We start from the raw sequence: 26,242 nt of genomic DNA, 5'->3' as shown, positions 1-26,242 counted from the left end.
GTGTTTTTACTGCAAATCTTGCGTAATAACGGCATGCGGACCAAAACATTCATAATGAAGTTTTTCGCTATTAATACCCAGTTCAATAAGCTGCTTAGCAACAGATTGCATAAAAGGTAATGGACCACAAAAATAGAATTGCATATCAGGAATAGCTAACCAATCTTCAACTTGTTTTAATATCATTAATCCTTTGAATTGATAATCTTTATTTTGCACGTCTTCAGCACGTGGCGTGCGATACCATATTGCTTGTTGATAGTGTGAAAGCTGATTGCCGACTTGATTAACTTCATCTTTAAAAGCATGAACACCGCCGTGTTCAGCCGCATGTAACCAATTAATATTTGCTTGATGAGTTGAAAGTGTGTGTAACATAGACAGCATTGGTGTTAAACCCACACCTGCTGAAATTAAGGTTACTGGCGTTGTTGGTGACACATCTAAATAGAAATCGCCCCCTGGTGCGGCGACTTGTAAAATATCCCCTTCTTGAATATGGTCATGAAGAAAATTCGATAAAATACCTTTCTCTTCGCGTTTGACTGCGATGCGGTATGTTTTATTATTTGAAGATTGAGTTAATGAATATTGACGTATTTCTTGGTTCTCAAGGCGTTCATCACGGATATAAAGACTTAAATATTGTCCAGCTTGATAAGGTGTAATATCAAGGCCGTCTTCAGGAGCTAATTCAAAGCTGGTAATGACATCACTTTGTTTTACTTTATGTTTAACTTTAAAGTTTCGTAATCCTCTCCAACCTCCATTTGTTTGTTCTTTTTGTTGATAAATTTGCTCTTCGCGTTTGATAAAGACATCTGCCAATACTTGATAAGCCGCTCCCCAAGCATCTAGCACTTCTTGTCCGGGACTAAACATCTCATCAATGGTTGCTAATAAATTTTCACCGACGATGGGATAGTGTTCAGGAAGAATGTTTAAACTAGCGTGTTTTTGTGCAATTTTTTCAACGGCAGGCAAAATGGTAGTTAAGTTTTCAATGTTCGTTGCATAAGCGCATATCGCATTAAATAAGGCTTCACGTTGTGCGCCACTGTTCTGATGACTCATGGTGAAAATATCTTTTAACTCTGGATGACGAGAAAACATTCGATCATAAAAATGGGCGGTTAATGCTGGGCCTGTTTTAGCAATGAGAGGAATTGTTGATTTAATTGACGCGATAGTTTGTGCATCTAACATAATTGCTCCTGAAAATTTTTCAGTTTATTGTGAATATTTATAAATTGTATTTTATATGCAACTTATCTCTTTTTGATTATTTTGTAAATCTCTGTTTTTATTTTTTAACAAAAAATCTCAATTCTTAGAGAATGATGCGGGGTGTTTGCAAAATAAGGCGAGATGTGCCTCAAAAAGAGGAATAAGCACAGGATAAAATGAGGTTGTTAAAAAGTAATAATGTGCTGTTTTAGTTGGATGGCAAACGATTGCGTATTTTTTCATTAGGGGCTATCTCAATGAAGAAAAAGAGTTTACACTGTATGTCATTCTTTCTCCCGTATGGGAGTTTGTCTTTAGTGAAGTTAGCTGAGTCAGGAGATGTGAATGTTAAAACGTGAAATGAATATTGCTGATTACGATCCAGAATTATGGAATGCAATGGAAGGTGAAGTGACTCGTCAAGAAGAGCACATCGAACTAATTGCTTCTGAAAACTATACCAGCCCTCGTGTTATGCAGGCGCAGGGATCTCAGCTGACAAATAAATATGCTGAAGGCTATCCGGGTAAACGTTACTACGGTGGTTGTGAGTATGTGGATGTTGTAGAGCTACTGGCTATCGATCGTGCAAAAGCATTATTTGGTGCAGATTACGCTAACGTACAGCCTCACTCAGGCTCTCAAGCAAATGCCGCTGTTTATATGGCATTATTAAAACCAGGTGATACTGTTTTAGGTATGAACTTAGCGCAAGGCGGTCACTTAACTCATGGTTCACCAGTTAACTTCTCTGGTAAACTATATAATATCGTACCTTATGGTATTGATGAATCGGGAAAAATTGATTACGAAGATATCGCTATTCAAGCTAAAAAACATCAACCAAAAATGATTATTGGTGGCTTCTCTGCCTATTCTGGTTTGGTTGATTGGGCAAAAATGCGTGAAATCGCAGATAGCATTGGTGCCTACCTGTTTGTTGATATGGCGCACGTTGCGGGTATGATTGCTGCGGGTGTTTATCCTAACCCAGTTCCTCATGCACATGTTGTTACAACAACAACGCATAAAACATTAGCAGGCCCACGTGGTGGTCTTATCCTTGCTAAAGGTGGCGATGAAGAGTTTTATAAAAAACTGAATTCTGCTGTATTCCCTGGTTCTCAAGGTGGTCCTTTAATGCATGTTATTGCAGGTAAAGCGGTTGCATTAAAAGAAGCTATGGAGCCAGAATTTAAGGTTTATCAGCAACAAGTTGCCAAAAACGCGAAAGCAATGGTAGACGTTTTCTTAGATCGCGGTTATAAAGTAGTGTCTGGCGGAACTGAAAACCACCTGTTTTTATTAGACTTAGTTGATAAAGACATTACAGGTAAAGATGCAGATGCTGCACTGGGTCGTGCAAATATCACTGTTAACAAAAACAGTGTACCAAATGATCCACGTAGCCCATTTGTAACTTCTGGTATTCGTATCGGTTCTCCAGCAATTACACGTCGTGGTTTTAAAGAAGCGGAAGCTCGTGAATTAGCCGGTTGGATGTGTGATGTCCTTGATAATATCAATGATGAAGCGAACATTGAGAAAGTGAAACAAAAAGTCTTGGATATCTGCGCTAAATTTCCAGTTTACGCATAAGTTTGTAACGATATAATAAACCCGTTGTACAAGCCCGCTTCGAGAACTTGTTCTTGGCGGGTTTTTTGCATCTTAAAAATGGGGGATTGGATGGTTATTCCATCAACATTGTGGCTTGCCTTAGATTATTTCACTTATTTCTTCTCATACGGCATCTTTTTACCTTTTTGGTCCATATGGCTAAAAGGAGAAGGTGTTGATCCTGCAATGATAGGTCTGTTATTAGGTGTAGGTTTAACCGCACGTTTTGTTGGTAGTCTAATTTTAACACCTGCGGTAAAAGATCCGTCAAAACTTATCACTGCATTAAGATTATTTGCTTTTCTCTCATTACTTTTTACTGTTGCATTTATGATGGGTAGCCATTGGGCATGGTTATTCTTTGTGATGACAGGATTTAACGTTTTCTTTTCACCTATGGTGCCTTTAGGCGATTCTCTAGCAGGAACATGGCAAAAACAGTTTCCTTTAGACTATGGAAAAATCCGCGTTTGGGGCTCAATCGCTTTTATTATTAGCTCATCACTGCTAGGTGTTTTAATTGATGTTTTTGGGCATCCCATTATTCTTTATGGGTTGATTGCCAGTACTTTTGCTCTATTCCTGACATCTATGCTTCGTCCTAAAGTTATGCCACAGGGTAAAGTGAAAAAAGCAGAACACAATAACGTCTCCTTTATAAAACTTATTTCAGATGGGCCAGTTTGGCGTTTTCTGCTATGCGTCTCTTTACTGCAAGGTGCACACGCAGCTTATTATGGTTTTAGTGCACTTTATTGGGAAAAAGCAGGTTATGACACCGCAACAATTGGTTATCTTTGGTCATTAGGTGTGGTTTCAGAAGTCATTGTTTTTATGCTGAGCCATCGTTTATTCCGTCGTTGGAGCGCAAGAAATCTACTCTTACTTTCTGCTTTTGCTGGGCTTTTACGTTGGGGATTAATGGGAAGTTTTACTGCATTACCCGCGCTTATTGTCGTTCAAGTCTTACACAGTGGTACGTTTACAGTGTGTCATTTAGCTGCTATGCGCTTTATTAGTGCTCGTCAAGAGCACGAAATTATTCGTCTGCAAGCGGTGTATTCAGCGTTAGCGATGGGAGGGAGTATTGCGATTATGACTATTGTATCTGGTTGGTTGTATGAAAAACTGCCTAACCAAGAATCGTTGATCTTCTGGTTAATGGCTGCATTAACGATCCCTGCCATGTTTATCAGACCTAAAGTACAGCCTCAAAATACCTAATTCCTTTATTTTATAAAATTAAGATCTGCAATATCCTTTGATATTGCAGATCTTTTTCTTTTATATTTTATTCGTATCAACGAAATTAACGTTTTAATGCATCTGTTAATTCGCTACGAATTTCAGCTAATAATGCTCTGACAACACGAGGGTTACCGGCAACAATATTACCTGTTTGTAAGTAGCCATGGTTACCTGTAAAGTCAGAAACGATAGCACCTGCTTCACGAGCGATTAATTCACCACCTAAGAAATCCCAAGGTTTTAAGCCAATCTCAAAGAAACCATCAACACGACCAGCGGCAACATAAGCTAAATCTAATGCTGCTGAACCTGTGCGACGGAAATCAGCACAAGGCACAAATAATTTGCCTAACATGTTTATGTAAGCGGCTGAATGTTGTTTACTTTTGAATGGGAAACCAGTCGCAAGAACTGCACCGTCTAAATCGCGAGCATTAGAGCCGCGTAGACGATAACCATTTAATTGTGCGCCTTGACCACGAACGGCTGAGAATAATTCGTTACGCATAGGATCGTAAACAACCGCAACTTCAGTACGGCCTTTAATGCGTACAGCAATAGAAACAGAAAAGTGTGGAAAACGTTTAATGAAGTTAGTGGTGCCATCAAGTGGATCAATAACCCATTGTATGTCGTGATCTTCACCGAGTAACTCGCCACTTTCTTCCGTAATAATGGTGTGTTTTGGATAAGATTTACGGATAATTTCAATGATTGCTTGTTCTGCGTCACGGTCAACATTAGTGACAAAATCATTAGTACCTTTCTGGTTAGCTTCTACAGATTCAGGATTTTCGTAATTTTTGGCGATTAAATTACCAGCCTTACGTGCGGCACGTATGGCAATATTCAGCATCGGATGCATGGTTATCTTCCACAAGATGTTAAAGAACGGGGATAAAAAACGTGCCAAAGTATAACAGACATTCGTGTTTCTGGCTACAATTGTGATAAAATAGATGGATCACAAAGCAATTAACAAGAAATCAATGTTAGAAAATATTCGCATCATCCTTGTAGAAACTTCTCATACAGGCAATATGGGCTCTACTGCTCGAGCTATGAAAACCATGGGATTAACCAATCTTTATTTTGTTAATCCAAAAGAAAAACCGGATTCACATTCTATTGCCTTATCAGCAGGCGCAAGTGATGTTATTGGCAATGCACATATTGTTAATAGTATCGATGAAGCGATTGAAGGCTGTGGGTTAGTTATAGGAACAAGTGCTCGTAGCCGTACACTTTCTTGGCCAATGCTTGCACCTCGTGAATGCGGTGAGCGCTGTGTTATGGAAGCGAAACATAAGCCTGTTGCTATTATTTTTGGTCGTGAACGTACAGGTTTAACCAATGAAGAATTACAAAAATGTGATTTTCATTTGTATGTTCCGACTAATCCAGAATATGGTTCTTTAAATTTAGCAATGGCTGTCCAGCTTGTTAGTTATGAAATTCGTATGGCAGCACTTGCCCAAGAAGAAAAACAAGAGGAAAATAGCCCATCAGAGATTGATTATCCACCCGCAGATGATATAGAACGTTTTTATGTTCATTTAGAACAGGTGCTTAATGAATCTGGCTTTATTCGTCCTAAACATCCGGGACAAGTGATGAGCCGTTTACGCCGTCTATTTACGCGTGCGCGCCCAGAAACACAAGAACTTCACATCTTGCGTGGTATTCTAACGTCAGTTGAGAAATGGGCTAAGAAATAGAGGGCTAAGTTGATTAACTTAAGTCAACTTTTGACCAAGTATAATACTTGACTAAAACACTCGGATAAATAGTTGACTAAATTACTCAGGAATGACACAATTTGATTATTGTTCACCACGGAGTATTTGTTATGAGACTGACATCAAAAGGGCGTTACGCAGTTACTGCAATGCTTGATGTTGCATTGCATTCACAGCAAGGTCCTGTCCCCCTCGCTGATATTTCAGAGCGCCAAGGGATTTCCCTTTCTTATCTTGAGCAGCTTTTCTCACGTTTGCGCAAAAATGAATTAGTTGCAAGTGTTCGTGGTCCTGGTGGCGGCTATTTATTAGGCCGTGATGCAGGGCAAATTTTTGTTGCTCAAGTTATTTCTGCGGTTGATGAATCTGTCGATGCTACTCGTTGTCAGGGTAATAAAGAAGGTTGTCAAGGTGGTGATCGTTGCCTGACTCATACTTTGTGGCGTGATTTAAGTGATCGTATAACCAGTTTCCTAAGCAGTATCAGCCTTGAAGAGTTAGTAAATAACGAAGAGGTTATGGATGTCGCCGATCGCCAAGACAATGAAAAACGCCATGCTATAAATGGTCGTTTACAAGAAACCATTGTTAATATGCGAGTTTAACGGCGATCTCTAGGTAGGCAAAAACAAAATTATTAAAGAAGATCCGTCGTCTTTGGAGTTAGTGAGCAATGAAATTACCCATTTATCTAGATTATTCAGCAACCACTCCTGTTGATCCACGAGTTGCTGAAAAAATGATGCAATGTCTGACTATTGATGGCATTTTTGGTAACCCAGCCTCTCGTTCACACCGTTTTGGTTGGCAAGCAGAAGAAGCTATCGATATTGCACGCAATCAGATTGCTGATTTAATCGGTGCAGATCCTCGTGAAATTGTGTTCACGTCAGGTGCAACGGAAGCTGATAATCTCGCACTAAAAGGTGTTGCTAACTTTTACCAGAAAAAAGGTAAGCACATCATCACTTCGAAAACCGAACATAAAGCCATTTTAGACACTTGTCGTCAACTTGAGCGTGAAGGTTTTGAAGTTACTTATTTAGCACCAAAAAGTGATGGTCTGATTGACCTGAAAGAGCTTGAAGAAGCGATGCGTGAAGACACTATTTTAGTTTCTATCATGCATGTAAATAACGAAATTGGTGTCGTTCAAGATATTGCTGCTATCGGTGAATTATGCCGTAGCAAAGGGATTATTTACCATGTAGACGCGACACAAAGCGTTGGTAAGTTACCTATTGATCTCTCTAAGTTAAAAGTTGATTTACTTTCTCTTTCTGCGCATAAAGTATACGGCCCTATGGGTATCGGTGCACTTTATGTTCGTCGTAAGCCACGCATTCGTTTAGAAGCACAAATGCATGGTGGTGGTCATGAGCGCGGTATGCGTTCAGGTACATTAGCCGTTCACCAAATTGTAGGTATGGGCGAAGCTTACCGTATTTTGAAAGAAGAAATGGCTGATGAAACTAAACGCTTAAACGAATTACGTTTACGTTTATGGAATGGCATTAAAGATATCGAAGAAGTTTATATCAACGGTTCTTTAGAACATACTGCGCCAAACATTCTTAATGTAAGTTTCAACTATGTTGAAGGCGAATCATTAATGATGGCACTGAAAGATCTTGCTGTATCTTCAGGCTCTGCCTGTACTTCAGCAAGTTTAGAACCTTCTTACGTACTGCGTGCTTTAGGTTTAACTGATGAACTTGCACACAGTTCTATTCGCTTCTCTCTGGGTCGTTTCACAACAGAAGAAGAAATAGATTATGCAATTGAACAAATCCACAGTGCAATTGGTCGCTTACGTGATCTTTCTCCACTTTGGGATATGCATAAACAAGGTGTTGATATCAACAGTATCGAATGGTCTCACCATTAATCAGACGTTTTCAGGAGTTAAATCATGGCTTATAGCGAAAAAGTAATTGATCATTATGAAAACCCTCGTAATGTGGGATCATTTGATAATAATGACCCTACTGTAGGAAGTGGTATGGTTGGCGCACCTGCTTGTGGTGACGTTATGAAACTGCAAATCAAAGTTGATGATAATGGCGTAATTGAAGATGCGCGTTTTAAAACTTATGGTTGTGGTTCAGCGATTGCATCAAGTTCACTGGTTACAGAATGGATGAAAGGCAAAACATTAGATGAAGCCGAATCTATTAAGAACACAGCAATTGCAGAAGAATTAGAATTACCACCAGTGAAAATTCACTGTTCAATTCTTGCAGAAGATGCAATAAAAGCAGCGATTGCAGACTATAAAAGCAAACGCCAAGGCAAATAATTGTCTTTTATAATAAAAAAATAAAATATTGGCGGATGCTGAAACTTTTTTTCAGTATCCGCTTTCGTTCTTTATGAGTGAGGTGTGCCATGTCAATTTCCCTTACAGAATCCGCCGCTAATCGTGTTCGCTCTTTTCTATCTAATCGTGGAAAAGGTGAAGGTTTACGTTTAGGCGTAAGAACATCCGGTTGCTCTGGAATGGCTTATGTTCTTGAATTTGCTGATGTCATCAATGACGAAGATACTGTTTTTGAAGACAAAGGTGTGAAAGTTATCGTTGATGGTAAAAGCATGGTCTATTTAGATGGAACAGAGCTTGATTTCGTCAAAGAAGGATTAAATGAAGGCTTTAAATTTAACAACCCCAATGTATCTAATGAGTGTGGTTGTGGTGAAAGCTTCACCGTGTAATTTGTGTTAAAACACGGTATTAACGTTAATTAATCCAAGAGTAGATGTATGGACTATTTCACACTATTAGGCATGCCTAATCGTTTTGATATTGATAAACAGCAACTTGCTACACGTTATCAAGATATGCAACGTCAGTATCACCCAGATCGCTTTGCTGGTAAATCTGATAAAGAACAGGCTCAGGCAATCTCGCTTGCTTCAACCATCAATCAGGCTTATCAGACCTTAAAAAATCCACTCTCAAGAGCTGAATACATACTCTCATTAAACGGTATCGATATTGCTAATGAGCAACAAACGATGCACGATACTGCTTTTTTAATAGAGCAACTCACATTACGTGAAGAGTTGGATAACATCGAACACAGTGCTGAAGCGGAAAGTTTGTTAGCCGATTTTTCTGCGCGTTTAGAAAAAATGTACGCAATACGCCATGATGAAATGGTCAAAACGCTAGATAACCAAACTTGGGATATTGCTGCAGATAATGTGAGAAAATTGCGTTTTCTTGCAAAATTAAAAGAGCAAGTAGAACAACTTGAAGAACGCTTGTTTGATGGTTTTTAAGGGAAACAGTTATGTCATTATTACAAATTAGTGAACCAGGTCAAACACCTGCACCGCACCAGCGCCGACTTGCAGCGGGTATTGATTTAGGTACGACACACTCATTAGTTGCCACTGTACGTAGTGGGCAAGCCGAAGCGCTTTCTGACAGCGAAGGTCGCTATTTATTGCCATCTGTCGTGCAGTATCAAGTTGATAATATCAACGTTGGTTGGAATGCTAAAAAAGAAGCAGAAAAAGATCCTGCTAACACGATAAGCTCAATTAAAAGAATGGTGGGTCGCTCACTAAGTGATGTGATAAGCCGTTATCCAAATCTTCCTTATCATTTCCATGAAAATGACAACGGTTTACCGTTAATTAAAACAGCGGCGGGTATTGTCGATCCTATTCAAGTCTCTTCTGACATCTTAAAAACATTAGCAGAACGTGCAACGCAATCATTAGGTGGTGAACTTGATGGTGTTGTTGTTACCGTTCCCGCTTATTTTGATGATGCTCAACGCCAAGGTACAAAAGAAGCGGCTCGCCGTGCTGGTTTGCATGTTTTACGTTTATTAAACGAACCAACAGCAGCTGCTATTGCATATGGTTTAGATTCAGGAAAAGAAGGCACTATTGTTGTTTATGACTTAGGCGGTGGTACTTTTGATATTTCTGTTTTACGTTTAACCAAGGGTGTTTTTGAAGTCTTAGCAACTGGCGGTGATACTGCATTAGGCGGTGATGATTTTGATATGATGCTGGCCGACTGGATAAGAGAACGCGCAGGTTTTGGCTATCAAAAAGATGCGATATTACAACGCCAACTGCTGGATGTAGCATCAGAAACTAAAATTGCATTAAGTGAAAATGATGTTGCTGATATCAGTATTAATGGTTGGAAAGGCGAAATTACTCGCACTGAGTTTGAATCATTAATTCAATCATTAGTAAAGCGTACATTATTATCTGTTCGCCGCGCATTAAAAGACGCGGATGTTGAAATAGATGAAGTTCTAGAAGTGGTTATGGTTGGCGGTTCAACACGTGTGCCATTAGTTCGTCAAATGGTTGGTGATTATTTTAAACGTGAGCCTTTAACCTCTATTGATCCAGATAAAGTGGTTGCCATAGGTGCTTCAATCCAAGCTGATATTTTGGTGGGTAATAAACCAGATAGCGAAATGCTATTGCTAGATGTTATTCCACTTTCTCTTGGCCTTGAAACGATGGGCGGACTAGTTGAAAAAGTGATCCCTCGCAATACCACGATCCCAGTTGCCAGAGCGCAAGAATTTACGACATTCAAAGATGGTCAAACGGCAATGAGTGTTCATGTTGTTCAAGGTGAGCGTGAATTGGTGAGCGATTGTCGTTCTCTTGCGCGTTTTACATTACGTGGTATTCCGCCGATGGCTGCAGGTGGTGCTCATATTCGTGTGACATTCCAAGTTGATGCTGATGGTTTACTTAGTGTCAGTGCAATGGAAAAATCAACGGGCGTTGAAGCCTCAGTACAAGTCAAACCCTCTTATGGTCTTAGTGATACTGAAATCGCTAAGATGATCCAATCTTCGATGGAAAATGCCCAAGAAGATTTACAAGCTCGTCGCCTAGCCGAGCAAAAAGTCGAAGCAGCACGCGTGTTAGAAAGTTTAACTGCGGCATTAGAAGAAGATGCTCATCTGCTAAATGAAGATGAGAAAAGCGCTATCGACAAAGTTGTAGATACCTTAATAGAGAGCGTTGAAGGAACAGATCCTGTTGCCATTGAAAACGCGATTAAACTACTGGATAAGCAAACTCAGGATTTTGCAGCGCGTCGAATGGATTCATCTATTCGTCAAGCGTTGGCAGGTCATTCTGTGGATGAGATATAACTATGCCTAAAATTGTATTTTTACCCCATAGCACACTGTGCCCTGAAGGTGCTGTTGTTGACGCAACAGAAGGTGAGTCTATTCTAGATGTTGCATTGCGCAACGGTATTGAGATTGAACATGCTTGTGAAATGTCTTGTGCATGTACAACTTGTCACTGTGTAGTGCGTGAAGGTTTTGATTCACTAGAAGAGAGCTCTGAGCTTGAAGACGACATGTTAGATAAAGCATGGGGTTTAGAGCCTGAAAGTCGCTTAAGTTGCCAAGCTAAAGTGACTGACGAAGATTTAGTCGTTGAAATCCCTAAATATTCGATTAACCATGCAAGAGAGCACTAATTTCAGGAGCCAAGTATGAAATGGAGTGATACACGTGAAATAGGGGAAGCATTATTTGATCTTTACCCAGACACTGACCCTAAAACGGTACGCTTTACTGATATGCATCAGTGGATTTGTGATTTAGAAGATTTTGATGATGATCCGCAGAAATCAAATGAAAAAATTCTTGAGGCTATTTTACTTGTTTGGCTTGATGAATTTGAATAATTGATAACCTCATAAATTTAAAAGACTGGCTTATTGCCGGTCTTTTTGCATTATGACCTTTCATATTTTACTTTATCAGTGTGTTAAAAATAACCATAAATAGGGAAGTCTGGAGATTTTATTGTGCGATCTTCTTTGAGGAATATCATGTAAATACGGAAGATCCCTAGATGATAATGGTGACCTCTGGGTTTTTGCAGTAAATTGATCACGCTAAACGGTAAATATCTGGTAGTCTGAATAGGTTAACTGTCACCAGTAATAATAAGTGAGATAATAAATGAATAAACAAATTATGCCTATCATGCTGTCTAATGAACCTGCAGCAGCATGTTGGGGTGATAAAGCACTAATTAGCACTAGCGAAACAGGCATGACAATCCACTTAACGGAAGAAAACCGTTTAGGCGCTATTCAGCGTGGTGGACGTAAAGTTGATAGCCAAGGTATTCGTAATGTTGCTCTTGTTGGTGAAGGTTGGGATATAGAGCGTAGCTGGGCTTTTTGGTTAGGCTTTAGAGCACCTAAAGGCGCTCGTTCTATCGAATGGCCACAATTAAGCGAAGCGGATAAACACGAATTAGAATCACGTATTCGTATCGTTGATTGGGTTAGAGACACAATTAATACACCGGCTGAAGAATTAGGCCCAGAGCAACTGGCACAGCGCACTGTTGATCTTTTCTGTGGTCTTGGTAAAGAAGATATCAGCTATAAGATCACTAAAGGCGCCGATCTGCGCGATCAAAACTATGCCGGAATTTATACTGTAGGTCGCGGTTCTTCCCGTGATCCTGTCTATTTAGCATTAGATTTTAATCCGACTCAAGATAGCAATGCCCCTGTATTTGCATGTCTAGTAGGTAAAGGTATCACCTTCGATTCAGGCGGTTATAGCATCAAACCTTCATCATCTATGAATTCAATGAAAGCAGACATGGGTGGTGCAGCAACGTTAGCGGGTGCTTTAGCATTGGCTATTACTCGTGGTTTAAATAAACGTGTGAAATTACTGCTGTGTATCGCAGATAATATGGTCAGCGGTAATGCCTTTAAGCTGGGTGATATCATTCGTTACCGTAATGGTAAATCAGTCGAAATCATGAATACAGATGCGGAAGGTCGTTTAGTGCTAGCAGATGGTTTAATTGATGCCAGCAATATTGCACCTGAGCTGATTATCGACGCCGCAACATTAACCGGTGCCGCTAAAGTTGCAGTAGGTAATGATTACCACTCTGTATTGAGCTTTGATGACAAATTAGCTGCAGAGCTACTGGCTAGCGCTGAGCAAGAAAATGAATTGTTCTGGCGTTTACCATTAGCGGATTTTCATCGTAGTCAATTACCTTCTAGTTTCGCTGATTTAAACAATATCGCAGCACCTTCTCATACTGCGGGTGCAAGTACTGCGGCTGCATTCTTATCGCACTTTGTTACTGACTACAAAAAAGGTTGGGTACATATCGATTGTTCAGCAACGTACAGAAAATCTTCTGTAGAACAATGGGCGGCAGGTGCTACGGGTTACGGTGTGCGTTCTATCGCGAATCTGTTATTAGCAAAAGCAAAATAAATAAACGTTATTCGATTTGGAGTTTGTAATGGGTGTATCTGAACAATTTGAGACACAAGAAATTGTTTCTGTTGAAGGTTCTTCTTTGAAATTAAGTGTTCTAGAATCACAACCTGAAAAATTAACAACTGCACTTAGCGAGTTTTTTGGTGAACATAAACCAATCCGCCGTGCCTTTATTGTTAATGCTCAGGAGCAAGATAATGAAGAGGAATTTTATCTTATTGGTTTAGAGATAACTGGCGAAGAAGATGAGATTGCGCAGATACTCCCACAAGCGGCTGAATCGGTTTTTGAATATTTAGAAGAAGGGCAATCCTTAGATTTTTGTTTTGTGAATAAAGATGAAAAAGGTGTAAGTCATTTTATGATCCACCATGTATCACCTTTTTATCAACGCAAGCTTGGCGGATTTTTAAGAAAAGGGATCCCGATAGTTAATCTGGATAGTTAAATCGGCCCGCTAAATTTAGGCGATATCTCATCAGATATCGCTTTTTTTTATCTTATAATAGAAAAATGATTAAATTAGTAAATTGTTTATATTTTCATATAACGCTTTGTTTTATATAGGCTTTGTTTTTAAAGTAAAAATAAAGCGATTTTGTATTGTCATTTATTTCGTTTTACACGGTAAAAAATAGCTTATCGAGTTATTTTTTTACCTTATTAGAATGAAGAAATACATATATTATCTCAGTCTGCAGAAAACATCGCATTATTCAGGGGTTGAATTAAAGGAAATGGATATGAACCAAAACCAATTTAGACAATATACAGAAAAGAGAGGCTATCGTTGGAGCTCTCTTGCTGTTGTATTGGCATCAGCATTGGCGCTTACTGGCTGTGATGATCAAGCAGATGAAAACACATCATCTGCTGATAAAACACAAAATACACAATTGACTGAGCAAAAAGATGCTGCTCAGAACACACCAAAGACAGAAACTCAAATCAGTGAAAAATCGGCAGTTACAACAAAAACAAATAACGAAACTGCATTAAAAAGCAAAGAAGTTCGTGATGAGTTAGCAATGCGCTTTGCTGGAAAAGAAGTCACTGTATTAGATGCATCAGAATTACAGCGTGATGGTGCGAGCACAATGGTTGTGACCTTCTCTGTACCGCTTGATCCTGACCAAAAGTTTGATGATGTTATTCATCTTGTTGATACCAAAAAAGGGAAATTAGAAGGTGCGTGGGAGTTATCTGATAACTTAATGGAACTGCGTTTTCGCCATTTACCACCATCAACAGAATTAAATTTAACAATTGATGAAAAAATAAAAGGTATTAATGAACGTACATTAACGACACCTTTTAGTCAGAAATTAACAACAGAAGAAATTTTTCCATCAGTTGGTTTCACCAGTAAGGGATCGTTACTGCCACTTGAAGCTGCTGAAGGTTTACCGATTATTGCGTTAAATGTGGGTCAAGTTGATGTAAATTTTTTCCGTGTTAAAGATGATCAATTAGCGCAATTCTTAACGCAATGGGAAAACCGTTCTAATATTAACTATTGGGAATCAGATGAATTTTTATCTCAAGCTGATCTGGTTTATACCGGTCGTTTTGAGTTAAACACAGAAAAAAATACCCGTGAAAACGTATTATTACCGTTAAAATCAATAGATGCCCTGAAAAAAGAAGGTGCCTATATTGCTGTAATGCAACAAGCCGGTAAATACTCTTATACGGTGCCGGCTACGGTATTCACTTTTAGTGATATCGGATTGTCGATGCACAGTTACCTTGATTCGCTAGATGTTTTCACCCAATCACTTAAAAATGGTTCTGCATTAGATAAAGTAGAAATTCGTCTGTTAGATGAAAAAGGTGGGTTGATTTCTAAAGCGCAAACAGATAGCCAAGGACATGCCACACTTGAGAAAAGTGATAAAGCGCGTTTATTAATGGCTATTCGTGATGGTCAAACTAGTATGATTGATTTGCGTAAACCTGCGCTTGATCTTTCTGAGTTTGATATCGGTGGCCCTCAAGGTTATAGCAAACAATTTTTTGCTTTCGGTCCTCGCGATCTCTATCGTCCTGGTGAAACATTAATCGTTAATGCCTTGCTACGTGACGGTGATGGTAATCCTATTAAAGAGCAACCTGTTAAAGTCGATCTGCTTAAAACTGACGGGCAAGTGTCACGTAGTTTTGTATGGCAACCTGAAAATGGACTTTACCAATTAAAATTGGTTATTCCTGAGGATGAAAATACGGGTACACGTACCCTACGTTTTGATGTAGGTGATGGTACTCCTCGTTTCTATGAGTTTCAGGTTGAAGATTTTATGCCAGAACGTATGGCATTAGAAATCACTGGTAAGAAAGGAATTATATTAAGCGGTAATGACGCTTATTTTGACATTAAAGGGCGTTATCTTTATGGCGCACCAGCTGCTGATAATCGTTTACAAGGACAAGTTTTCTTAAAAGCTTCACGTGAAGCTGTCAGTAAATTACCAGGCTATGAATTTGGTGCGGTAAAAGATGAAAACTTCAGCCGTTTACTGGATGAGTTTGAACTTAATTTAGACTCTGACGGACAAGGTGAATTAAGTGTTGATAGTGATCGCTATGCTGAACTGAAATCACCTATCAATATTATTTTACAAGCAAGCTTACTTGAAGCGGGTGGACGACCTGTTACGCGTCGTTATCAACAAGCGGTTTGGCCTGCAACTCACCTTGCTGGCATTCGTCCTGTATTCCCTAAAAAAGAAGTTTACGATTACCGTACAGACAAATATAAATCAGGTTATAGCGTTGATGAAAACTCAATGGCTGAATTTGAGATTGTCTATACAGATCAAGATGGTAAGAAACTACCCGCTAATGATCTTAAAGTGAAGTTTATCTATGAACGTCATGATTATTACTGGCGTTGGTCTAGTTCGAATGGCTGGGAATCTGGCTATAACGAAAAAGATCTACAAATGGATGAGCAGACAATCAAGATTGCTAAAGATGGCACTGCAAAAGTGGCATTCCCCGTTGAGTGGGGTTCTTATCGTATTGAGGTTGTCGATCCCAAAACAGAATTAGTCAGTAGCTTACGTTTCTGGGCTGGGTATTCTTGGATGGACAACACGGGGGGAACAGGTGCGGTAAGGCCAGACCAAGTTAAATTGAAACTGGATAAAGATGGTTATTTACCGGGTGAAAAAGTTAAGTTAAACATTGTTGCTCCTCACCCAGGTAAAGGTTATGTATTACTGGAATCAAGTAATGGACCTTTATGGTGGCAGGAAATTGATGTACCTGAAAAAGGGCTTGATGTTGAAGTGCCTATTAATAAAGAGTGGGCAAGACACGATCTCTATCTGACTTCTGTTGTTGTAAGACCGGGAGATACTTCAAAACAAGCGACAGTAAAACGTGCTGTGGGTATTTTACATTTACCATTACAGGATAAAAACCGTCGTATTGATATTTCACTTGATGCACCTGAAAAAATTCGTCCTAACCAAGATTTAAAAATCCGCATAAAAGCGAATCCAGTTGCAGGTCAACCATTACCTGAAAATATTAATGTATTGGTTTCTGCTGTTGATACTGGTGTATTGAATATCACCGAGTATAAAACCCCTGATCCTTACGATGCTTTCTTTGGTCGTAAACGTTACAGCATCGACCAATATGATGTTTACGGGCAATTAATTGAAGGGCAAGGGCGTTTAGCTAACTTGCGTTTTGGTGGGGATGGTGGTGAAGCTACTGCATTATCTCGTGGTGGTAAAAAACCATTAACGGATGTGCAAATCATTGCGCAACAATCAGCTCCTGTAAAATTAAATGCGCAAGGTGAAGGTGAAGTTTCTTTACCTATTCCTGAGTTTAATGGTGAAGTTCGTTTAATGGCGCAAGCTTGGACTGCGGATAAATTTGGTAGCCAAGAGGGTAAAGTTGTTATTGCTGCACCTTTAGTCACTCAGCTTTCATTACCTCGCTTTATGGCGGGTGGTGATAATGCTCTTTTATCGTTAGATTTAACCAATCTAACAGATGATGCGCAATCTATTACCTTAAATTATACCGCCTCAGGTTTGGTCGGATTAGGTGGTGCTGAAAGTAAAACCGTCTCGCTAACGAAAGGTGAACGTACTCAAATTCAAATCCCAGTAAAAGCGAAACATGGCTTTGGTCAAGGTGAATTCTCATTGTCTATTTATGGTATTAAAGTACCGGGTGAAGAGATTAAGCCTTATCACAATACATGGAATATTGGTGTTCGCCCTGCATTCCCAGCAGAAACGATCCATTATGCAAGTACATTGCAAGATGGTGACACTTGGCGCTTACCATCAGAAAGTTTAAGTCGCTTTAATAACTCAACGCTTGAAGGCGAACTATTACTGACAAGCCGTCCTCCGTTACAAGTGGCGCGTTATGTTAGAGAACTATTTGCTTATCCTTATGGTTGCTTAGAACAAACAGTTAGTGGGCTTTATCCTTCACTGTATTCAACAGAAAAAGAGTTGAAACAGTTGGGAATTAAAACGCAAACTGACGCTGATAGAAAAGCAGCTATTGATAAAGGTATTGCGCATCTGCTGACGATGCAAAAATCAGAAGGCGGATTCTCTTTATGGGATCAGGGGGGACGTGAAGAATATTGGTTAACCGCTTATGCGACTGATTTCTTATTCCGTGCGTCACAACAAGGTTATTCAGTTCCTGCTGATTCATTAAAACGTGCGAATGATCGCTTATTACGTTATTTACAAGATAAAAACTTAGTTAATTATGAATATGCGGTTAATCAAGATGCAGCACGTTTCTCAGCTAGGGCTTATGCTGCGTTAGTATTAGCGAATCAGCAAAAAGCACCTTTAGGTGAATTACGTCGTCTTTATCTTGAGCGTAACCAAGCTGGAAATGGCTTAGCCTTAGTTCAGTTAGGCATCGCACTAAAACTGATGGGTGATAGCAACCGCGCTGAAAGTTTAATTGCTGAAGGTGTGACAACAACGCGTAAATATAATTATGGATTAGGCGACTACGGTAGCACTATTCGTGACCAAGCATTAATTATTGCATTGTTAAGTGAAAATAACCTTGAAACACAGTCTCGTGATGCAAGTGTGATGGCACTATCTGATAATTTAACCAGTCGTGAATGGTTCTCAACCCAAGAAAGCAACTCGTTATACCTTGCCGGCCGTTTCTTCATTAATATGGCAGAACAGCCTTGGGAAGTTGCTGTTAATCGTCAAGTCCCTGCAATCAGTAGCGATCGCGCAGTTAATGAGACATTAACATCAACGCAATTACAAGAGGGTTTAGAGCTAAACAATCGTGGTGGAGCCACTATTTATTCTCGTATGAATATCGTGGGCTACCCGAAAGTTGCGCCTGCTCCTTATAGTAATGTATTAAATGTTCATCGTAGTTATTATGATTTAAAAGGAAACCGCGTTCATCCTAATCGCTTACAAAGTGGTGAAATGCTGGTGGTTAAACTGGAAGTTTCTGCTGATAGAGACGTACCTGATGCGTTAGTTGTTGATTTATTACCTGCTGGTCTTGAAATCGAAAACCAAAACTTAGCATCAAGTAGTGCAAGCTTAAGTGATAGTGCTGCAGACTTGCAGGAATTTATCGACGATATGGGACAAGCAAATATCAAACATCTCGAATATCGTGATGATCGCTTTGTTGCCGCTATCTCTGTTGATAAATATCGTCCGACAACATTGCTCTATTTAGCAAGAGCAGTAACACCGGGTAGCTATCAAGTACCACCACCACAAGTTGAATCTATGTATGTGCCTTATTGGCGTGCAATAGGATCAACAGAAACCAAGATTGACGTTGTTCCTTAAATCTTGTAGCCCTTTCTTCGGAAAGGGCTTTTTCCTTTGAGTGATTGAATGAAACTAGGATATAAACGGCTTATTGCTGTTATCATTATTTTTTTGCTAGCAACGTCGATTTTAGTCTGGATCGCAGATAAAATTTGGCCTCTCCCTGATCCCGAACCCCAAATTGCAACTATCGTTACAGCGCAAGATGGTACACCTCTTTGGCGCTTTGCCGATAAAGAGGGGGTATGGCGTTATCATGTCAAACTCGCTGATGTCTCTCCTGAATATTTAGAAGCTTTAATTACTTATGAAGATCGCTGGTTTTATCAACATCCTGGTGTTAATCCAATGTCGATATTACGAGCGGCATGGCAAGATCTAAGTTCCGGAAGAATAGTGTCGGGCGGAAGCACATTATCAATGCAAGTGGCTCGCCTTATTGATCCTCACTCCCGTACTTTAGGGGGAAAAATCAAACAACTTTGGCGTACCTTGCAATTAGAGTGGTATTACTCAAAAGATGAAATTTTGGAGATTTACCTCAATAGAGCACCCTTTGGCGGTACATTAGAAGGTATAGGTGCAGCGAGTTGGGCTTATTTAGGCAAATCACCTGCTGATTTATCCGCAGGAGAGGCGACATTGATGGCGGTATTACCACAAGCGCCAAGCCGTTTACGACCAGATAGATACCCTGAACGTGCTCAAGCAGCTAGAGATAAAGTATTAGATAGGCTGGCAGAATATCAGATATGGTCACAAGAAAAAGTTAATGAAATCAAAGAAGAGCAGGTTTTATTAGCACCAAGACAAACACCACAATTAGCGCCCTTGCTGGCTCGTCGTATGTATAACGAAAAGCGAGAGCCTGTTATTACAACAACGATTGATATTAATATTCAACGGCAACTTGAAGAGATTGCGAATCAATGGAAGTATCAATTAGCAGATAAAACATCCTTAGCCATATTGGTTGTTGATCATACGGATATGAGTGTGAAAGGGTATGTCGGTTCTGCCGATTTTAATGACAATTCGCGCTTTGGTCATGTCGATATGATTAGTGCATGGCGCTCACCAGGTTCAACATTAAAGCCATTTATTTATGCGCTAGCATTAGATGAAGGGCTTATTCATGCAGAATCACTCTTACAAGATGTTCCTCGTCGATTTGATAATTATCGTCCTGGTAATTTTGACTCTGGTTTTAATGGGGCGGTCAGTGCCAGTGAAGCACTAAGTCGCTCTTTAAATTTGCCTGCGGTGCAACTTATCGAAGTGTATGGTGCCAAGAAATTTGCAGCAAAATTGCGTCATAACCATATTGAAATGCGCTTTCCTTATGGTTCAGAGCCTAATTTAGCGCTGATCTTAGGAGGAACTGCGACACGAATGGATGAGCTTGTTTCTGCCTTTAGTGCGTTGGCAAGGCAAGGAAAAACAGCACCGTTACGTTTTAAACCGGAACAAATAATAGAAAACCGGGTGTTGATGTCACAAGGATCAGCATGGATTATTAGGCGAATATTAGCCGGAGAAGCCAGACCTCGTCCAGATAGCGCAATTTCACCTGTTGTTCCTTTGGCTTGGAAAACAGGGACAAGTTATGGTTATCGGGATGCGTGGTCTATAGGTGTAAATGCACGCTATACCATTGGCGTTTGGGTGGGCAGGCCTGATGGAACACCGGTTGCTGGGCAATTTGGCTTTGCGACAGCTGTTCCTATTATGAATCAGGTCAATAACTTATTAACAGGTTATTTCTATCAAAATAAACAAAGACCACCAACAGATTTACGTCCTAATAGTGTAACTGCGGCAACAATCTGTTGGCCAACAGGTAAGGCATTACCAAAAGAAGATAGCAATTGTAGAGTCAGTCGTCGAAGCTGGATCTTAGATAACACTATTCCGCCAACTTTATTAAATGATAGCCAAGAAGGCATTTTGGGGATCAACGAAAAAATTTGGTTAGATGATAAAGGCAAACGCACAGGGCCTAATTGCCCTAATGCAGAGCTAAAAGATATTGCTTTATGGCCGATAGCATTAGAAGCATGGTTACCTGAAAAAGAGCGTAGAGCAAAACGCCTACCACCGATTTCTGAAACTTGTCCACCAATCAAAGAGGACATTATTCCCTTGTTTATTTCGGGTATTCGTGCGGGTGATTTGCTAAGACCATTGCCCGGTGAAACTAATCTTGAAATAACCGTTTCTACGCAAGGTGGAAGTGGTATGCAATGGTGGTTTTTAAATGGTGAACAAATAGGGAAGACTGAAAATGGGGAAACGTTCTCTTATTTACTAGAGAAACGAGGTAAATACCAATTATCGGTGCTTGATTTAAGTGGTCAAACAGATATGGTTAATTTTATATTTCGTTAAACTAAAACGATGAGATAAACGAGAACTGAGTGATTTTTCACTAAAATAAGTTTTAATAAAGACAAAGAGGCTATTTATCGTGTGTCATTTCGGTTCTTTTTTATTGTTATTTTTAAGTTTGAACATGGAAAGCGTCAAAAATGTGATTAGATCGATAATTCATAACTTTTTTGCCACAGTTTTTTAAAAAAAAGGGTGTTCAATCTGTGCAATTCATTTTTATCCTCCTATAATCGAGCACTATTTTTTGCAGGGAATGCGGTTTTTGATTCGTTTTTCCATGATCTGCGATAAAAGAGATAAAAAAAGTTATCATTAATAAAATAATTTAGAGGTAAGACATGGCTATTCAGCGCACATTTTCTATTATCAAACCAAACGCAGTGAAAAAAAATGTTATCGGTGCAATTTATAACCGTTTTGAAAGTGCAGGTTTTAGCATCATTGGTGCTAAAATGTTGCATTTAACGCGTGAACAAGCTGAAGGCTTTTATGAAGAACACAAAGGCCGTCCTTTCTTTGATGGTTTAGTTGAATTTATGACTTCTGGCCCAATTATGGTTCAAGTGTTAGAAGGTGAAAATGTGATTCAGCGTCATCGTGATTTGATGGGGGCAACTAATCCAGACAACGCATTAGCGGGTACATTACGTGCTGACTACGCTGATAGCTTTACTGAAAATGCGGTACATGGTTCAGATTCAGAAGCTTCTGCTGCTCGTGAAATCGCATACTTCTTCACTGAAAACGAAGTTTGCGCGCGCTAATTTATTAGCATCTCTACGCGAAAAACAGTACAATGCGACGCCCTGTTTGATAATTAACGGGGCGTTTTTTATTATTGTTTAAATATACAAATTATATAAGTATCCCGTTAGCATCAATGCTAATGCAGGCCGCATAGTGTAACAACGAGGCAATGTCATGACCCAATCTACCACTCCAGCGCCAAGCGCTTCTGTCGCTGTTTCTAAAGAAAATACTGTGAATCAAAAAACTAAAATTAATCTGTTAGATTTAAATCGTAAACAGATGCGTGAGCTTTTTGTCTCTATGGGCGAAAAACCTTTCCGTGCTGACCAAATTATGAAGTGGATGTACCACTACTGTTATGACGATTTTGATCAAATGACAGATATCAATAAGGTGTTACGCAATAAATTAAAAGAAATTGCTGAAATTAAAGCACCTGAAGTTTCTGAAGAACAACGTTCAACAGATGGCACGATTAAATGGGCAATTAAAGTTGGCGATCAACAAGTAGAAACTGTGTATATCCCAGAAGATGATCGCGCAACATTATGTGTTTCTTCACAAGTTGGTTGTGCTTTAGAGTGTAAATTCTGTTCAACTGCACAGCAAGGTTTTAACCGTAACTTGAAAGTATCGGAAATTATTGGACAAGTTTGGCGTGCCGCTAAAATTATTGGCTCATTAAAAGAGACAGGCCGTCGTCCCATTACTAACGTTGTTATGATGGGAATGGGCGAGCCGTTGCTGAATTTAAATAATGTTATTCCAGCACTTGAAATTATGATGGATGATTTTGGTTTTGGTTTATCAAAACGTCGCGTTACTGTCTCTACATCAGGTGTTGTTCCTGCATTAGATAAATTAGCAGATGCGGTTGATGTGGCTTTAGCTATTTCATTACATGCGCCAACTGATGATATTCGTGATGAAATTGTTCCAATTAATAAGAAATATAATATTGCAATGTTTCTTGAAGGTGTTCGCCGTTATATCGCCAAATCAAATGCGAACCAAGGGCGTGTGACTGTTGAGTACGTTATGCTTGATCATATCAATGACAGCACAGAACAAGCTCACCAATTAGCAGAATGCTTAAAAGATACACCATGTAAAATTAACTTAATTCCATGGAACCCGTTCCCAGGTGCACCATATGGACGTAGTTCCAATAGTCGAATTGACCGTTTTTCTAAAGTATTAATGGAATATGGTTTTACGACGATTGTACGTAAAACGCGAGGTGATGATATTGATGCGGCTTGTGGACAATTAGCCGGCGATGTTATTGACCGTACAAAACGTACACTGAAAAAACGCCAACAAGGTGAACTAATTTCAGTAAAAGCAGTCTGATACGGTTAGGAATCTCTTTCTTTGTGAAGTGTATTACACAATTACAATGTAGAGAGAACATGGATGAATATATTTGAGGAATAAAGCGATGATAAGGATATCATCAGTAGTTATAACTATTGGCGTGATGTTATTGACATTAGGTTGCCAATCATCAGCCAATCAACAACGTGTTGCAGTGTCTACACGTTTACAATTAGGTGATGCATATTTAGCTGAAAAACAATATCAAATAGCACAATATCATTTCCAAAAAGTGTTATCGGTGATACCAAATCACCCTGATGCTAATTTAGGAATGGCATTAACATCTCAGTTATTGGGAAATTCTATTCAAGCGTTAGATTATTACAAATTAGCGATGAAGTCGAAGCCAGTAAATGTTAATGTATTAAGGCTTTATGGTAATTTCCTTTGTGAACAAAAACTATTAAACAATAATAGTGTGTCAATTGAAGATATACCGCCAGATTATTTGGTTTGTCAGCAAAGTGATCATAAAATATCAATAAATTCGCGGTGAGACGTTAAGGTACTTGGTGCTTTTGCGAGTTCATCAATGTTAAACATCCAATAGCCACAGTGCCTAGATTGCTAATGAATACTGAAAACAAAACCGAAGAAGTGAAATTAACAGCAGGTCAACTTTTACGCCAGGCACGAGAAAAAGTGGGGCTAACACAACAAACTGTTGCTGATCGACTTTGTTTGAAGTTATCAACAGTGCGCGACATTGAAACAGATTCTGTTTCTTCTGACATTGCACCAACATTTTTACGCGGATACATGCGTTCTTACGCTAAGTTAGTTGGCGTTCCTGAAAAAGAAATCCTTGGTTTTATCGACCAACAAGCTCCAGTTAAACAAATTAGAATGACAACCACACAAAATTATTCATTAGGAAAACGTCATAAAAAACGTGAAGGTTGGCTAATGAAAATCACATGGGTGATTTTGATTATTATGGTTGCTCTCGTAGGGATTTGGTGGTGGCAAGGTCATCAGGCTGATCAACAAGAATTAGTCTCTATGGCATCTCAAGACATAGGGCAAAGTAGCGCACAAGAAAACACCAACCCGATAGATTCTTCTTTAGTAACCTCAGATAATACGTCAACATCTGAAGGTGATAATTTACAAGTACCTGCTTCGTCATTAGTTGATAATCAAGCGAATAATGTCGCTACAACATCACCAACGACTGAAACTACATCACCAGCACCAACAGAAGTGAGAACGGTTCCATTACCCGTATCACCTTTAACAACATCAACAACTTCTCGGGCAGATTCAGAACAAGAATCTACCTCTTCGGAAGCCCCTGCGATTGCGAACCAATTGGTTCTTATGTTTGATGGTGAATGTTGGTTAGAAGTTCGTAATGCTCAAAATAAAGTCTTATTTAATGGTATTAAGAAAGCGGGTGATCGTTTGGAATTTGATGGTGAGCAACCTTATAAACTAAAAATAGGCGCACCTTCTGTTACTCGCATACAGTTTAATGGTGAATCTGTTGATTTAAGCCGTTTTACTGGAAAAATAGCAAAAATAACAGTACCGAGTGCTTAATCTGACTACATATTTGAGCAAGCATGGAAGCATGGGAGAATTAATCAATGCATAAAGAATCACCTATCATTCGTCGTAAATCGACACGAATTTATGTGGGTAATGTACCTATTGGCGATGGTGCTCCTATCGCAGTACAGTCGATGACGAATACACGAACGACAGACGTAGAAGCGACTGTTCGCCAGATAAAATCTCTGGAGCGTGTAGGGGTGGATATTGTTCGCGTTTCTGTACCTACAATGGATGCTGCAGAAGCATTCAAATTAATTAAGCAGCAAGTTAATGTGCCTTTAGTGGCTGATATCCATTTTGATTATCGTATCGCATTAAAAGTTGCTGAATATGGTGTTGATTGTTTGCGTATCAATCCAGGTAATATTGGTAGTGAAGAGCGTATTCGCCAAGTTGTTGACTGTGCTCGTCATAACAATATTCCGATTCGTATTGGAGTAAACGGTGGTTCACTTGAAAAAGATATTCAAGAGAAATATGGAGAACCAACACCTGAAGCGTTAGTTGAATCAGCAATGCGCCATGTTGATATTCTTGAAAGACTTAATTTTGAACAATTTAAAATTAGTGTAAAAGCTTCTGATGTTTTCCTCGCTGTTGATTCTTACCGTTTATTAGCGAAAAAAATAGATCAACCCCTGCATCTTGGGATCACCGAAGCGGGAGGGGCAAGAGCCGGATCAGTTAAATCTGCGATTGGCCTTGGGATCTTATTATCAGAAGGTATCGGTGATACATTAAGGATCTCATTGGCGGCCGATCCGGTTGAAGAAGTTAAAGTTGGTTTTGATATCTTAAAATCATTACGTATTCGCTCTCGCGGAATTAACTTTATTGCTTGCCCAACGTGTTCCCGTCAAGAATTTGATGTTATTGGAACCGTCAACGAATTAGAGCAACGTTTGGAAGATATCATCACACCTATGGATGTCTCTATTATTGGTTGTGTTGTTAATGGCCCTGGCGAAGCTGAAGTTTCAACATTAGGTGTAACTGGCGCAAAAACACGCAGCGGTTTTTATGAAGATGGTGTGAGACAAAAAGAGCGTCTTGATAACGTTAATATGATTGATCTATTAGAAGCCAAAATTCGTGCTAAAGCATCAATGCTTGATGACAATATGCGTATAAACATAAATCAATTGGACAAATAATACTCAAAAAACTGGCTCATTAATCAATGAGCCAGTTTTACTATTGATTTCACGTTGAATACTGATTGATTTCGCTTCTATAATCAGCC

22 protein-coding genes are annotated in these 26,242 nt (G+C 39.4%); 20 read left to right on the top strand and 2 right to left on the bottom strand.

Annotated features, from left to right (window positions below; translation table 11 throughout):
• Positions 1-6: 6 nt before the first annotated feature.
• On the bottom strand, positions 7-1,206 hold the full coding sequence (hmpA, locus tag H1225_RS09830; protein WP_161671457.1) for an NO-inducible flavohemoprotein: 1,200 nt from the start codon (positions 1,204-1,206) through the stop codon (positions 7-9).
• A gap of 366 nt (positions 1,207-1,572) precedes the next feature.
• Here hmpA and glyA point away from each other — a divergent pair, with 366 nt between their 5' ends.
• Both glyA and H1225_RS09820 read left to right on the top strand, forming a co-directional pair.
• The gene (gene glyA / locus H1225_RS09825) at positions 1,573-2,826 is read left to right on the top strand and encodes a serine hydroxymethyltransferase (protein WP_239739102.1); all 1,254 of its coding nucleotides are present in this window, start codon (positions 1,573-1,575) and stop codon (positions 2,824-2,826) included.
• Between the two features lie 90 nt (positions 2,827-2,916).
• Positions 2,917-4,071, top strand: a complete 1,155-nt coding sequence (locus H1225_RS09820; RefSeq protein ID WP_167426087.1) for a 3-phenylpropionate MFS transporter — start codon at positions 2,917-2,919, stop codon at positions 4,069-4,071.
• 85 nt (positions 4,072-4,156) lie between these two features.
• On the opposite strand, the gene suhB is transcribed toward H1225_RS09820, so the two are convergent.
• Complete coding sequence (gene suhB / locus H1225_RS09815) at positions 4,157-4,960, bottom strand: inositol-1-monophosphatase (protein WP_006533452.1); 804 nt, start codon at positions 4,958-4,960, stop codon at positions 4,157-4,159.
• A gap of 124 nt (positions 4,961-5,084) precedes the next feature.
• Here suhB and trmJ point away from each other — a divergent pair, with 124 nt between their 5' ends.
• From trmJ to ispG, 18 genes are all read left to right on the top strand, one after another.
• Positions 5,085-5,813, top strand: a complete 729-nt coding sequence (gene trmJ / locus H1225_RS09810; protein ID WP_072063244.1) for a tRNA (cytosine(32)/uridine(32)-2'-O)-methyltransferase TrmJ — start codon at positions 5,085-5,087, stop codon at positions 5,811-5,813.
• Positions 5,814-5,944: 131 nt separating this feature from the next.
• The gene (gene iscR, locus H1225_RS09805) at positions 5,945-6,439 is read left to right on the top strand and encodes a Fe-S cluster assembly transcriptional regulator IscR (protein ID WP_006533450.1); all 495 of its coding nucleotides are present in this window, start codon (positions 5,945-5,947) and stop codon (positions 6,437-6,439) included.
• Between the two features lie 68 nt (positions 6,440-6,507).
• Positions 6,508-7,722, top strand: a complete 1,215-nt coding sequence (locus tag H1225_RS09800) for an IscS subfamily cysteine desulfurase (protein WP_072063243.1) — start codon at positions 6,508-6,510, stop codon at positions 7,720-7,722.
• Positions 7,723-7,746: 24 nt separating this feature from the next.
• Entirely contained in the window at positions 7,747-8,133 is a 387-nt protein-coding gene (gene iscU, locus H1225_RS09795) for a Fe-S cluster assembly scaffold IscU (RefSeq protein WP_006533447.1), read from the top strand.
• A gap of 89 nt (positions 8,134-8,222) precedes the next feature.
• Entirely contained in the window at positions 8,223-8,546 is a 324-nt protein-coding gene (iscA, locus tag H1225_RS09790; RefSeq protein ID WP_006533446.1) for an iron-sulfur cluster assembly protein IscA, read from the top strand.
• 48 nt (positions 8,547-8,594) lie between these two features.
• Complete coding sequence (gene hscB, locus H1225_RS09785) at positions 8,595-9,116, top strand: co-chaperone HscB (RefSeq protein WP_072063242.1); 522 nt, start codon at positions 8,595-8,597, stop codon at positions 9,114-9,116.
• Between the two features lie 11 nt (positions 9,117-9,127).
• The gene (gene hscA / locus H1225_RS09780; protein WP_006533443.1) at positions 9,128-10,978 is read left to right on the top strand and encodes a Fe-S protein assembly chaperone HscA; all 1,851 of its coding nucleotides are present in this window, start codon (positions 9,128-9,130) and stop codon (positions 10,976-10,978) included.
• A 2-nt stretch (positions 10,979-10,980) separates the two neighbouring features.
• On the top strand, positions 10,981-11,316 hold the full coding sequence (gene fdx, locus H1225_RS09775; RefSeq protein ID WP_006533442.1) for an ISC system 2Fe-2S type ferredoxin: 336 nt from the start codon (positions 10,981-10,983) through the stop codon (positions 11,314-11,316).
• A gap of 15 nt (positions 11,317-11,331) precedes the next feature.
• Positions 11,332-11,526 (top strand): Fe-S cluster assembly protein IscX, encoded by a 195-nt coding sequence (iscX, locus tag H1225_RS09770; protein WP_006533441.1) that lies wholly within the window; start codon positions 11,332-11,334, stop codon positions 11,524-11,526.
• Between the two features lie 280 nt (positions 11,527-11,806).
• Entirely contained in the window at positions 11,807-13,102 is a 1,296-nt protein-coding gene (gene pepB / locus H1225_RS09765; protein WP_072063240.1) for an aminopeptidase PepB, read from the top strand.
• A 28-nt stretch (positions 13,103-13,130) separates the two neighbouring features.
• A complete protein-coding gene (locus tag H1225_RS09760) occupies positions 13,131-13,556 on the top strand; it encodes an enhanced serine sensitivity protein SseB C-terminal domain-containing protein (RefSeq protein WP_109847729.1) in 426 nt (141 codons plus the stop codon).
• A gap of 295 nt (positions 13,557-13,851) precedes the next feature.
• Positions 13,852-18,939, top strand: coding sequence for an alpha-2-macroglobulin family protein (locus H1225_RS09755; protein WP_462938044.1), 5,088 nt, complete (start codon positions 13,852-13,854; stop codon positions 18,937-18,939).
• Positions 18,940-18,987: 48 nt separating this feature from the next.
• Positions 18,988-21,309, top strand: a complete 2,322-nt coding sequence (pbpC, locus tag H1225_RS09750) for a peptidoglycan glycosyltransferase PbpC (RefSeq protein ID WP_109847727.1) — start codon at positions 18,988-18,990, stop codon at positions 21,307-21,309.
• A gap of 341 nt (positions 21,310-21,650) precedes the next feature.
• Positions 21,651-22,076: a nucleoside-diphosphate kinase gene (ndk, locus tag H1225_RS09745; RefSeq protein WP_006533433.1), complete on the top strand. Its 426-nt coding sequence runs from the start codon at positions 21,651-21,653 to the stop codon at positions 22,074-22,076.
• A gap of 157 nt (positions 22,077-22,233) precedes the next feature.
• Positions 22,234-23,415 (top strand): dual-specificity RNA methyltransferase RlmN, encoded by a 1,182-nt coding sequence (rlmN, locus tag H1225_RS09740; protein ID WP_072063235.1) that lies wholly within the window; start codon positions 22,234-22,236, stop codon positions 23,413-23,415.
• A gap of 88 nt (positions 23,416-23,503) precedes the next feature.
• The gene (locus H1225_RS09735) at positions 23,504-23,938 is read left to right on the top strand and encodes a hypothetical protein (RefSeq protein WP_006533431.1); all 435 of its coding nucleotides are present in this window, start codon (positions 23,504-23,506) and stop codon (positions 23,936-23,938) included.
• 74 nt (positions 23,939-24,012) lie between these two features.
• On the top strand, positions 24,013-24,984 hold the full coding sequence (gene rodZ / locus H1225_RS09730; protein WP_006533430.1) for a cytoskeleton protein RodZ: 972 nt from the start codon (positions 24,013-24,015) through the stop codon (positions 24,982-24,984).
• Between the two features lie 47 nt (positions 24,985-25,031).
• Positions 25,032-26,153: a flavodoxin-dependent (E)-4-hydroxy-3-methylbut-2-enyl-diphosphate synthase gene (gene ispG / locus H1225_RS09725; RefSeq protein WP_006533429.1), complete on the top strand. Its 1,122-nt coding sequence runs from the start codon at positions 25,032-25,034 to the stop codon at positions 26,151-26,153.
• The last annotated feature ends 89 nt before the right edge of the window (positions 26,154-26,242 follow it).

The organism is Proteus penneri (genome assembly GCF_022369495.1).
GTDB classification, from domain to species: Bacteria; Pseudomonadota; Gammaproteobacteria; order Enterobacterales; family Enterobacteriaceae; genus Proteus; species Proteus penneri.
This window is presented reverse-complemented; position numbering and strand designations above follow the sequence as displayed.